Below are 11,188 nucleotides of genomic sequence, written 5' to 3'. Positions count from 1 at the left end.
TGGGGCCCGGGCGCAGCCTGCTGGTGTGCTGCGGTGCCTACCGGGGCGTGACGGCAGCGCAGGCCGCGCAGCGCTGGCCCCAGCTCACCATCAAGAAAATTCCCAAAATGGTGAAAGACCGCTGCGAGTGGGGCCACGACGACTACAGCCTGAACGTGGCCAACCTGCCCATGGCACAAAAGACGCCCACAGAGCCTGCGCAGGATGATCTTTTTGCTGGGGGTGGGGCATGACCATGCCAGCCGCCCAGCCCAAAATCATCATCATTGCCGGGCCGAACGGGGCTGGCAAAACTACGTTTGCGCGTGAGTTTTTGCCCAATGAAGCGGCGTGCCCCACGTTTGTGAATGCAGACCTGATTGCCGCTGGCTTGTCACCTTTCGCCCCGGAGCAGGCCTCCATTCAGGCAGGGCGGCTGATGCTGCAGGCGATTGCGCAGCACGTGGCTAGGCTTGAGAGTTTTGCTTTTGAGACCACGCTGTCGGGTCGGGCGTATGCACGGCAGATTCCGCAGTGGCGGCGGGCAGGGTATGTGGTGGAGCTGTTTTTCTTGAGTCTGCCGAATGCCGATATGGCAGTGCAGCGTGTAGCGGAACGGGTGCGCCAAGGTGGGCACCATATTCCGGAAGACACCATTCGGCGCCGCTTTGCAGCGGGGCTGGAGCTTTTGCACACGGTGTACCAGCCCTTGGTAGACCAGTGGGCGGTGTATGACAACGCGGGCGACGAGCCCCAACTGATGGACTGGAGTGCAAAGCCATGACGAAACCTCAGCCAGCCAATGAGCCGATTGCAAGCCATGGGCCAAGCCCTGCGGGCACGAATGCGGATTTCCAAGGCGCGCAAGCCGCCATACGCCGTGCTGCGCAGCGTGCGCGCCAGGTGGCCCAACAGACAGGCACGGACCTGATCGTTGCGCGCGGGGGGCAGGTGGTGCGTTTGTCGCCTGGCAATAGTGCCTCGACGCAATAGCACTGCCACTGAAAAAACAAAGTCAAGGGATACCCAGAATGGGGCAACGTGAAGTCAATGCCATTACCGGCCGCCTGAGCCTGCGGGCTCCACAAGCCGAGTCGCTCAAGCGGCTTGCTACCGCGCTGGAGGCCAGCCCGCTCATGCTCAAGCACGGCCGCGACGGCGCAGAGGTGGCCGAGGTGCTGAAGGTGCAGCAAGGGCAATTTGCCACGTTGCAAGACTTTGAGCGCGACTTTCCTTCGCTGTGCTTTGCGCTGGCCACGGGCGTGGGCAAAACGCGGTTGATGGGCGCTTTCATCAGCTACCTGTATGCGGCGCACGGCATCAAGCACTTTTTTGTGCTGGCCCCCAACCTGACGATTTACGACAAGCTGATTGGCGATTTCACGCCCAACACGCCCAAGTACGTGTTCAAGGGCATTGCCGAGTTTGCGGCCTACCCGCCCGAGATCATCACGGGCAACAACTACGAGGAGCGGGCCCAGGCGCTGGGCGATTTGCTCTCGCCGGTGACGATCAATATTTTCAACATTGCCAAGATCACGTCCGAGGTGCGCGGGGGCAAGGCACCGCGCATCAAGCGGCTGTCTGAATACATCGGCCAAAGCTACTTTGACTACCTGGCCAGCCTGCCCGACCTGGTGCTGCTGATGGACGAGTCGCACCGCTACCGCGCCACGGCGGGCCTGCGCGCCATCAACGACCTGAAACCCGTGCTGGGCCTGGAGCTGACGGCCACGCCGTTTGTGGAGACCACCAAGGGGCCGGTGCCCTTCAAGAACGTGGTGATGGATTACCCGCTGGCCCGTGCCATGGACGACGGCTTTGTAAAAGAGCCTGCGGTGGTGACCCAGCGCAACTTTGACGCCAAGACCATGCCGCCCGAAGAGCTGGAGCGCGTGAAGCTGCAAGACGGCGTGCGCATGCACGAGGCCACCAAGGTGGAGCTCAAGACCTATGCCCGCACCTACGGCGTGAAAGAGGTCAAGCCCTTCATGCTGGTGATTGCGCGGGACACCACCCACGCCTCGGCCCTGTTGGCGCATTTGCAGTCGGACGAGTTTTTTGCCGGGCGTTACCGCAACAAGGTGATCCAGGTGGACAGCAGTAAAACCGGCGCGGAAGAGGAAGAGATGGTGCGCAAGCTGCTGGCGGTGGAGAGTGTGGACGAGCCCACCGAAATCGTCATCCACGTGAATATGCTCAAAGAGGGCTGGGATGTGACCAACCTCTACACCATCGTGCCGCTGCGCGCCGCCAACGCGCGCACGCTGGTGGAGCAGTCCATAGGCCGGGGCTTGCGCCTGCCGTATGGCAAGCGCACGGGGGTGGATGCGGTGGACCGGCTGAGCATCATTGCGCACGACCGGTTTCAGGAAATCATTGACGACGCCAACAAGGCCGATTCGCCCATCCGCCTGAAGACCTTTTTGCTGGACGCCCCCGAGGATGGCGACGGCCCGCCGCAGAGCGTGACCGTGGCCCCGAGCCTGTCGCAGGCGCTGGGGTTGGCAGATGGTGCAGCGCAGGTGGGCTCTGTGGTGAGTTCTGTGGGCGGCCACGCAGTGGGCAATGCAGCGAGCCATGTGGCGGCTGGTGCCGCCCAGCCCTTGCCGGGTAGCACCGCACCCGCCCCGTTGTTTGCCACAGAGCGCGAGCGCCAGGCCGCAGCGGTGGTGATGGAGGTGCTGGGCACCTACGAAGCCAGGCCAGAGCAAGCCCCCACCCGCCAGGCCTTGCTGAACACCGAGCTGCAAGCCCGCATTGCCGAGGCGGTGCGCGAAAAACTGCCGCCTGCGCAGGCAGACCTGGCACTGGCCGAAGCGCCTGCCGCCGAGCTGGACCTGCAGGCCGTGGTGCGCCGCACGGTAGAGGCGGTGGTGCAAAAGACCATCGATATTCCGTGCATTGTGGTGACCCCCCAGGGCGAGGTGCGCAGCGGCTTCAAGCCCTTTGCGTTGGATGTGAGTGGCTTGCACTTGCAGCCCAAGGACCGCTCTCTGGTGGGGCAGAACCTGGGCAACCGCCAGCAGTTCACCCTGTCAGCGCAAAGCGGGGGCACGCAGCGCAGGCCCGAGGACTACATCGTGCACGCGATGATCGACTACGACGACATTGACTACAACACCCAGGCCGGCCTGCTGTATGACCTGGCGGGGCAGGTGGTGGCGCACCTGCGCAGCTACCTCAAAGACGAGGATGAGGTGCGCAATGTGCTGGACCTGGACCGCCAGCTGATTGCCCGCAACGTGTATGCGCAGATGCACGCGCATTTTGAGGAGTCGGCCTCGGAGGGCTACACCGTGGACGTGCGGCGCGGGTTCACGGCCTTGAAGGCGCCGACCTACACCGTGGGCGCTGGTCAGGTGGTGCGCGACTACCGCGAAACGCCTGAAGACCTGGGGCGCATCAAACAGATGGTGTTTGGCGGATTCAGCCGCTGCCTGTACCCGCTGCAGAAGTTTGATTCAGACACCGAGCGCAAGTTTGCGGTGCTGCTGGAACGCGATGCTGACAAGTGGCTCAAGCCTGCCAAGGGCCAGTTTCAGATGTTCTACAAGCTGGGAGCCGAGCAGCCGGAATACGTGCCCGACTTTGTGGCCGAGACGGCGCACCATGTGCTGATGGTGGAGACCAAGGCCAGCAAAGAAATGGAGAGCACGGAGGTAAAGGCCAAGGCGCAGGCGGGGGCGCTGTGGTGCAAGAACGCGACAGACCACACCCGGGCCGTGGGCGGCAAGCCCTGGAAGTACCTGCTGGTGTCCCATGAGCAGGTCACGGCGGACAAAACGCTGAACGACTTTCTGCGCTTTGAGGTGGCGGTCGGCTGAGCCGGTCTGGGCAGTGTAAGGCTCGGATTTTGATGATAAATAGCGGCTCGCGCTTGTCCATCAAGCGCTCGACGCTATTATTTTTATAGTGATATCTTTGAATATCACGGTGCTGGACATCAGGCGGTGATTCCGGTGGCAACAGGCGTGTTGCAAACCTCCACCTCCACCAGGCAGTCATAAAACGTGGGCGCGCGGCCCAGGTCGGTCAGGGCCTGGCTGGTCAGCTCGTTCACGTTGGTGCCATTGAGCCCCAGCTTGCGCCACCAGATGCCCAGGCCGTGGACCACACCGGGCCGCGCGCGGCGCGACACGGTGGCGTGGCACAGGTAGCTGCCGCGGTCGTTGAACACGCGCACCACGGCGTCGTTGGCAATGCCGCGTGCTTCGGCGTCGTCGGGGTGGATCTCTAGCACCGGGCGGCCCTCGATGTCGCGCAGGCTTTGCACGTTGACAAAGGTCGAGTTCAAAAAGTTGCGCGCTGGCGGCGAGATCATGGCCAGCGGGTAGCGGGCGTTGGTGCCCGCCAGTTCGTGGTTGGGCAGGTGGTCGGGCAGGCCGTCCAGGCCCTGCGCTGCCAGGCGGGCGCTGAAGAACTCGCACTTGCCGCTGGGGCTGGGAAAGCGGCCTTCGGCAAAAGGCGCATCGGGCACGGCCAGCGTGGCAAAGCCTTGGGATTCCAGCAGCGCAAAGTCCACCGCATCGCCGAAGGCCTGTCGGCACAAGGCCTCATCGCTGTCGGAAAAACAGGGGTCAGAAAACCCCATGCGCGCAGCCAGGTCGCGGAAGATCTGGGCGTTGCTGCGGGCCTGCCCCACGGGTGGGATGGCGGGGCGGTTGAGCAGCACATCGGTGTGGCCGTAGGACAGGTGCACGTCCCAGTGTTCGAGCTGTGTGGTGGCGGGCAGGATGTAGTCGGCCCAGTCGGCGGTGTCGGTGCGGAAGTGCTCCAGCACCACGGTGAACAGGTCTTCGCGTGCCAGGCCCTGCACCACCTTGCCCGAATGCGGCGCTACGGCTACGGGGTTGCTGTTGTAGACCACGATGGCCTCGACCTTCGGGCCGAAGGCGGGTGAGGCCTCGCGCAGCAGGTCGTCGCCGATGGTGGACATGTTGATGGTGCGCGGTGTCCTGGCGGGCATCAGGTCGGGGCGCTGCAGCACGGCGCGCTGCGCGGGAAACTGCCCCGAGCTGGACAGCAGCACGCCGCCCGCACGGTGCCGCCACGCGCCGGTCAGCGCGGGCAGGCAGGCCACGGCGCGCACGGCATTGCCGCCGCCGCGCACGCGCTGCATGCCGTAGTTCAGGCGGATGGCGGCGGGCTGGGTGGTGCCGTAATCGCGCGCCAGCTGGCGGATCTGCTCCACAGGCACACCGCACACCTGGGCCGCGCGCTCGGGCGGCCATTGCAGGGCGCGCTGGCGCAAGGGCTCCCAGCCCAGCGTGTGGCGGGCGATGTAGTCGTGGTCGAGCCAGTCGTGGGCGATCAGCTCGTGCATCAGCGCCAGGGCCAGGGCCGCGTCGGTGCCGGGGCGCAGGGCGATGTGTTCGTGGCACTTGTCGGCGGTTTCGCTCTTGCGCGGGTCGATGCACACCAGCCGCGCACCGTTGCGCTTGGCCTGCTGGGCGTAGCGCCAGAAGTGCAGGTTGCTGGCGATGGAGTTGCTGCCCCAGATGAGGATGAGCTGCGATTCGGCAAAAAACTCGACCTTCATGCCCACCTTGCCGCCCAGCGTGTGCACCAGCGCCTCGGCCCCGGCGGATGCGCAGATGGTGCGGTCCAGTTGTGATGCCCCCAGCTTGTGGAAAAAGCGCCGGTCCATGCTTTCGCCCTGCACCATGCCCATGGTGCCGGCGTAGCTGTACGGCAGGATCGCCTCGGCAGCGTGCTGCGCAATGGCCGCCAGGCGCGTCGCAATGTCGGCCAGGGCTTCGTCCCAGCCCACGGGCACAAACTGCCCGCTGCCCTTGGCGCCATGGCGTTTGAGCGGGGTCAGGATGCGCTCGCGGTGGTAGGTGCGCTCGGTGTATTTGCTGACCTTGGCACACAGCACACCGCCGGTCTGCGGGTGGTCCGGGTTGCCCTGCACCCGGGTGGCCACGCCAGCCTCGACGGTGGTGATCAGGGCGCAGGTATCGGGGCAGTCATGGGGGCAGGCGCCACGCACGGTGCTGCTTGCAAATTCTGGTGGGCCTGCTGTCAAAGTAGTCGTCATTTCCTGGGCCTGAAATCTTTGCGTCGAGGTGGGTCGAGATGTCGATGGTCAGGCGCGACGCGCGGGGTTGGACCTGACACCAAGGGGTGAGCGAAGGGGCGCTGCCGATGCGATGCGCTTCAGCCCAAGGCGCGCGTTGCGGCCAGCCCGCGCATGAACGCCTCGCAGCGTGCAAGCTGGGCCAGGCTCACGTGCTCATCGGGCTGGTGGGCTTGCTGGATGCTGCCCGGGCCGCACACCACGGTGGGAATACCCGCGTTCTTGAACAGTCCGGCCTCGGTTCCAAAAGCCACCAGCGTGGTGCGCTGCTCACCCGCCAGTTGCTGCGCCAGCCGGGTGATGGCGTCGTCCTTGCTGCCCAGAAAACTCGGTATCTCGCAGATCGTTGAAAAGTCAAAGCCCGCCTCAGGTGCCACGGCCTTCATGCCCGGCTCCAGCGACCGCGCATAGGCCACCACATCGGCCTGCATCTGCGCGGCGTTGGCCGTGGGCAGGTCGCGAAACTCGTAGCGAAACTCGGCGTCCCGTGGCACCACGTTGTCAGCGATGCCGCCGTGGAACTGACCGACGCTGGTGGTCGAAAAAGGCACATCAAAGCCCGCAAAGCGCGGCTCGTTTTTCTCGAAATCCTCACCCATGTCGCGCAGGCGAGCCACCACGCGCGCGGCCATCTCAATCGCGTTGACCGATTGCGGCGTGAGCGAGGAATGCGCCTCCTTGCCGCGCACGCAGCATTTGTAGCGGTACACGCCCTTGTGGGCGATGGCGGGGATCATGCCGGTGGGTTCGCCCACGATGCAGGCCAGGGGTTGGGTGTTGGCATCGCGCAGGTCGGCGATCAATTCCTTGACGCCAAAGCAGCCCACTTCTTCGTCGTAGCTGAACGCAAAATGCACGGCAAACGGGGCATCGCTGCTGAGGAACCGCTCGGCCTGCGACACGGCAATGCCGATGAAGGCCTTCATGTCGGCGCTGCCGCGTCCATACAGGCTGGGGCCCTCGGGGCCGTCCTGCACGGTGCCGCTGAGGGGGTCGATGCTCCAGGCCTGGCCGTCCCAGGGCACCGTGTCGGTGTGGCCCGATAGGATGATTCCGGCCGGTTTGCCCGCGCCCAAGGTCGCAAACAGGTTGGCCTTGGTCTTGTCCTCGTTGTAGGTCAGCCGGCTCGTGACGCCCAGCCCGGCCAGGTGGTCGCGGATGAAGTGAATCAGCGCCAGGTTGGACTGGTGGCTGACCGTGTTCATGCGCACCAGGGTCTGCGCAATGTCGAGGGCTTGGGGCGAGATCATGGTGTGCGGGCCGGTCATGAGCCTGACGGACAAAAGGCGGTTAATAGGGCTAGGGCCTGTTCACACTATTTTTGTCAGATGCGTTGCGATTCAAACGGGCCAGGCGCAAGGCGCCAAGTGCAGCTGGGACGCAACCCCAGCGAGACTTGGCAACGCTGCGGATGGCCCTTTTGGGTCGCAACCCGAAGGGAACGAGCCGAAAACCGCGCCACTGGTTGTTGCGCTCCTAGCCAAGGCCCTGGCCTTGGCGTCGTCACGCGCCTACACTGGCGCGGTTTTCGGCTCGTTCGCACTGACAAAAATAGTGTGAACAGGCCCTAGGAGCCTGTCGGACTTGGAGCGTCGAAAGCGAAAATCGGCCCCAGCGAGGACAGTTTTTGCCGAATTTGCAGCCCCATAGCCGAGCTATGGGGCAAAAAGGCGGTTAAAAATGGATCGCTGCGGTCGATTTGCAGCCGACGATTTCCAAGTCCGACAGGCTCCTAGACTGAAGGATGCGTCACCACGTTCTCTCGTAAGGACACACAGCATGAATGTTATCGATTCCATCGTCACCCAGGCGGCCAGTATCGCGGCCGTGCGCCGGGACATTCACGCGCACCCCGAGCTGTGCTTTGAAGAAGTCCGCACCGCCGATGTGGTCGCGCAAAAGCTCACCGAGTGGGGTATTCCCATCCACCGTGGCCTGGGCAAGACCGGCGTGGTGGGCATCGTGCAGGGACGCGACGGCGGTGCCTGTGGCCGCGCCATCGGCCTGCGGGCCGACATGGATGCCTTGCCCATGCAGGAGTTCAACACCTTCGCGCATGCCAGCGTCCACCAGGGCAAGATGCACGCCTGCGGCCACGATGGCCATGTGGCCATGCTGCTGGCCGCAGCGCAGCACTTTGCCAGGCACCGCCACTTTGATGGCACGGTGTACCTGATTTTTCAGCCCGCCGAAGAAGGCGGTGGCGGCGCCCGCGTGATGATCGAAGAGGGCCTTTTCGAGCAGTTCCCCATGCAGGCCGTGTTTGGCATGCACAACTGGCCCGGCATGCCCTCGGGCACTTTTGCCGTGAGTCCGGGCCCGGTGATGGCTTCCTCCAGCGAATTCAAGATCACTCTGCGCGGCAAGGGCGGCCATGCGGCCCTGCCGCACACCGGTATCGACCCGGTGCCGATTGCCTGCCAGATGGTGCAGACCTTCCAGACCATCGTCAGCCGCAACAAGAAGCCGGTGGATGCGGGCGTGATCTCGGTCACCATGATCCACGCGGGCGAGGTCACCAACGTGGTGCCCGACAGCGTGGAGCTGCAGGGCACGGTGCGCACCTTCACGGTGGAGGTGCTCGACCTGATTGAAAAGCGCATGCGACAGGTGGCCGAGCACACCTGCGCTGCGCACGATGCGACCTGCGAGTTCGAGTTCTTACGCAACTACCCGCCCACCATCAACACCGCACCCGAGGCCGAGTTTGCGCGCCAGGTGATGGCGGGCATCGTGGGCCCGGAGCGCGTGCTGGTCCAGGAGCCCACCATGGGCGCAGAAGACTTTGCCTACATGCTGCAGGCCAAGCCGGGGGCCTATTGCTTCATTGCCAACGGCGACGGCGCTCACCGCGAAATGGGCCACGGCGGCGGCCCCTGCACGCTGCACAACCCCAGCTACGATTTCAATGACGACCTGATCCCGCTGGGCGCGACCTACTGGGTCAGGCTGGCCGAAGAGTGGCTGGCGGGGTCACGTTAAGATAAAAAACAGCCGTTTACGCTTGTTGGGTAGGGCTTTATTGCTATCAATAACATAGCAATCAACCCGCTTCACTCGCCCCAGGGCAGCATCAGCGTCAGCAGCGACAACTGCGCGAACTCGGGCGCAAACGCGTCGATGATCTGCTGCGGCTCGGGGCACAGCGTGGTGTCGGTGATCACGCCAAACTGCACGCCGCCGCCGTAGCTCAGGATGGAGACACCCAGCCCGATGTCGCCCGACTGCGGCACCCAGAACATGCATTGCGTGACCTTCGCGCCGCACAGGGTGAGCTGCTCTTTGGGGCCGGGCACGTTGGTCATCACGGCGGTGGTCTTGCGGCCAAACAGGTTGAGCAGCGCGTCTTGTGCGGGCTTGATCATCAGGCCCGCCACGGCCAGCATGGCAAACGCCAGGATGGGCTGGGTGCTGCCCTTCAAGGCGTTCATGCGGGAGCGCACCTCGTATACGCGCTCGACGGGGTTGGCCATGCCAATGGGCAGCACCAGCGGCACCAGGCCAAAGCGGTTACCCAGCTTCCAGGCTTCCTCCATGGGGCGCAGGTTGACGGGGATCATGGCCCGGATCTCCTGGCCCGTGGGGTCGTCGCCCTGGCCGCGCAGGTAGCCGCCAATGGCACCGGCCACGCATGACAGCAGCACATCGTTGATGGAGCAGTTCAGCGCTTTGCCGATGGCCTTGACCTCATCGAGCGGGATGGGTGGGCACCACGCCACGCGCTTGGCGCGCCCCGGCTGCCCTTTGAGGCGCGTGGGGGAGTCGTCAGGCATCAGCGCCAGCGCGGCGGCGTCGCTGACGAGCTGGTAGGCCACGCGGGCCATGTCCATCGTGCCCGCCAGGCCATGCTGCACGGTCTTTTCGGGGGTGCCCAGCATCTGCAGGGATCGCGCGGCACCGTCACCGGCCAGGTCCAGCGCCTTCACCGTGAGCCCGGTAAAGGGCTTGATCAGCATGTCGGCAATCCAGTCCTCGGCGGTGGCTGCGGCATCGGCAGGGCTTTGGCGCTTGCGGCGCGGGGGCTCTGCGCCGCCATCGACCAGGGACATGGTCACGGAAATGAGGGCGATGCCATCGGCAATGCAGTGGTGGATGCGCACAATGAGCGCGCTGCCACGCTGGCCGTCGTCACCGACGAAATCTTCGATCAGGTGCATCTGCCACAGCGGCCGGCGCGGGTCCAGTGGCTGCATGGCCAACTCGCCCACGCGGTCCTGCAAGGCGTGCTGCATGCTCTGGCCCTTGCGGTGCGGCAGCGTTTCGCGAAGCACATGGGCGGTGATGTCAAACTGTCGGTCTTCCACCCAGGTGGCGCCAGCGGCGTCTTCCACCACGCGCTGGTGAAAGCGCGGGTACTGCAGCAGGCGCTGCTGCACGCGCTCGCACAGCGCTTGCCAGGTGATGCCGGGTGAGAGCGTCCACACGCCGTTGATCATCATCAGGTTGCTGGGCGAATCCATGCGCAGCCAGGCGGTGTCCACCTTGCTCATGCGCTCGCCCGAGAGGCCCAGCATGCCCGTGGCGGCGCGGCGCATGTTTTTCTGGACCACGGTGGCTGCCCGGCGCGCGGTGCCAGCCGCCGCAGCGGCCCGGGGTGGTGCCCCGCGCCCCGGCGACGAAAGGCCGGTGGTCTGGGATGTGCGGGCAGATGCGGCAGGGGCGGTTGTGCGAGTCACCATCGGATGGATATCTGTGGTTGTGGCGTTTGGAGGGCACTGGCGATTGCAGCCGGTGCAGAACGTAAGATACAACGCGGCCCGCTGGTGCCACCACCGTTGTTTCCCTCCCCCTCATGCGCTGAAATCCTTCCTTCCAGCATTTTTTCAGCCCCCAGGAGCCCGTCCATGTCCGACTTGACCGCCACCTTTGAAGCCGCCGTCGCCAACTCCAAAAACCTGAGCGAGCGCCCCGACAACGCCACGCTGCTCAAGATCTATGGCCTGTACAAACAGGCCACCGTGGGCGACAACACCGAAAAGAAGCCCGGCTTTTCCGACATGGTGGGCCGCGCCAAGTGGGACGCCTGGAACAGCCTCAAGGGCACCGATGCCGAGGCCGCCAAGCAGCAGTACATCGACCTGATCGCCTCACTGAGCTGTTGAGTCGGCATCAACCAACTTGAATGCG

The 11,188-nt window shown here is 64.6% G+C and carries 7 protein-coding genes and 1 pseudogene; 5 read left to right on the top strand and 3 right to left on the bottom strand.

The window, feature by feature from the left end; genetic code table 11:
• From ACK543_RS14250 to ACK543_RS14240, 3 genes and pseudogenes are all read left to right on the top strand, one after another.
• Positions 1-233, top strand: a pseudogene (locus tag ACK543_RS14250) (site-specific DNA-methyltransferase); the annotation flags it as partial.
• The gene (locus tag ACK543_RS14245) at positions 230-763 is read left to right on the top strand and encodes a zeta toxin family protein (RefSeq protein ID WP_409943498.1); all 534 of its coding nucleotides are present in this window, start codon (positions 230-232) and stop codon (positions 761-763) included. The pseudogene ACK543_RS14250 and the gene ACK543_RS14245, both read left to right, overlap by 4 nt.
• A 247-nt stretch (positions 764-1,010) precedes the next feature.
• A complete protein-coding gene (locus ACK543_RS14240) occupies positions 1,011-3,806 on the top strand; it encodes a DEAD/DEAH box helicase (protein WP_409943497.1) in 2,796 nt (931 codons plus the stop codon).
• Between the two features lie 119 nt (positions 3,807-3,925).
• Here ACK543_RS14240 and ACK543_RS14235 read toward each other — a convergent pair whose 3' ends face one another.
• Positions 3,926-6,022 carry a molybdopterin-dependent oxidoreductase gene (locus tag ACK543_RS14235; RefSeq protein ID WP_409943496.1) on the bottom strand — a complete coding sequence of 699 codons (2,097 nt, stop codon included), beginning with the start codon at positions 6,020-6,022 and terminating at the stop codon, positions 3,926-3,928.
• Positions 6,023-6,141: 119 nt separating this feature from the next.
• Complete coding sequence (gene argE / locus ACK543_RS14230) at positions 6,142-7,311, bottom strand: acetylornithine deacetylase (RefSeq protein ID WP_409943495.1); 1,170 nt, start codon at positions 7,309-7,311, stop codon at positions 6,142-6,144.
• Between the two features lie 529 nt (positions 7,312-7,840).
• On the opposite strand from argE, the gene ACK543_RS14225 reads away from it, so the two are divergent.
• Positions 7,841-9,043, top strand: a complete 1,203-nt coding sequence (locus tag ACK543_RS14225) for a M20 aminoacylase family protein (RefSeq protein ID WP_409943494.1) — start codon at positions 7,841-7,843, stop codon at positions 9,041-9,043.
• A gap of 71 nt (positions 9,044-9,114) precedes the next feature.
• Here ACK543_RS14225 and ACK543_RS14220 read toward each other — a convergent pair whose 3' ends face one another.
• Positions 9,115-10,596 (bottom strand): wax ester/triacylglycerol synthase family O-acyltransferase, encoded by a 1,482-nt coding sequence (locus ACK543_RS14220; protein WP_409943500.1) that lies wholly within the window; start codon positions 10,594-10,596, stop codon positions 9,115-9,117.
• 309 nt (positions 10,597-10,905) lie between these two features.
• Between ACK543_RS14220 and ACK543_RS14215 the strand changes: the two genes are divergently transcribed.
• Positions 10,906-11,163 (top strand): acyl-CoA-binding protein, encoded by a 258-nt coding sequence (locus ACK543_RS14215; RefSeq protein ID WP_409943493.1) that lies wholly within the window; start codon positions 10,906-10,908, stop codon positions 11,161-11,163.
• The last annotated feature ends 25 nt before the right edge of the window (positions 11,164-11,188 follow it).

This window comes from Acidovorax sp., assembly GCF_046341535.1.
GTDB lineage: Bacteria > Pseudomonadota > Gammaproteobacteria > Burkholderiales > Burkholderiaceae_C > Acidovorax.
The sequence above is the reverse complement of the archived record's forward strand: the minus strand, read 5'-3'. Positions and strand labels throughout refer to the sequence as shown.

What these genes read in the sequence shown, in the direction of transcription:
- ACK543_RS14245 (WP_409943498.1), top strand. Translation starts at nt 230, where the DNA reads ATGACCATGCCAGCCGCCCAGCCCAAAATCATCATCATTGCCGGGCCG.
- ACK543_RS14240 (WP_409943497.1), top strand. Translation starts at nt 1,011, where the DNA reads ATGGGGCAACGTGAAGTCAATGCCATTACCGGCCGCCTGAGCCTGCGG.
- ACK543_RS14235 (WP_409943496.1), bottom strand. Translation starts at nt 6,022, where the DNA reads ATGACGACTACTTTGACAGCAGGCCCACCAGAATTTGCAAGCAGCACC.
- argE (WP_409943495.1), bottom strand. Translation starts at nt 7,311, where the DNA reads ATGATCTCGCCCCAAGCCCTCGACATTGCGCAGACCCTGGTGCGCATG.
- ACK543_RS14225 (WP_409943494.1), top strand. Translation starts at nt 7,841, where the DNA reads ATGAATGTTATCGATTCCATCGTCACCCAGGCGGCCAGTATCGCGGCC.
- ACK543_RS14220 (WP_409943500.1), bottom strand. Translation starts at nt 10,596, where the DNA reads ATGCGCCGCGCCGCCACGGGCATGCTGGGCCTCTCGGGCGAGCGCATG.
- ACK543_RS14215 (WP_409943493.1), top strand. Translation starts at nt 10,906, where the DNA reads ATGTCCGACTTGACCGCCACCTTTGAAGCCGCCGTCGCCAACTCCAAA.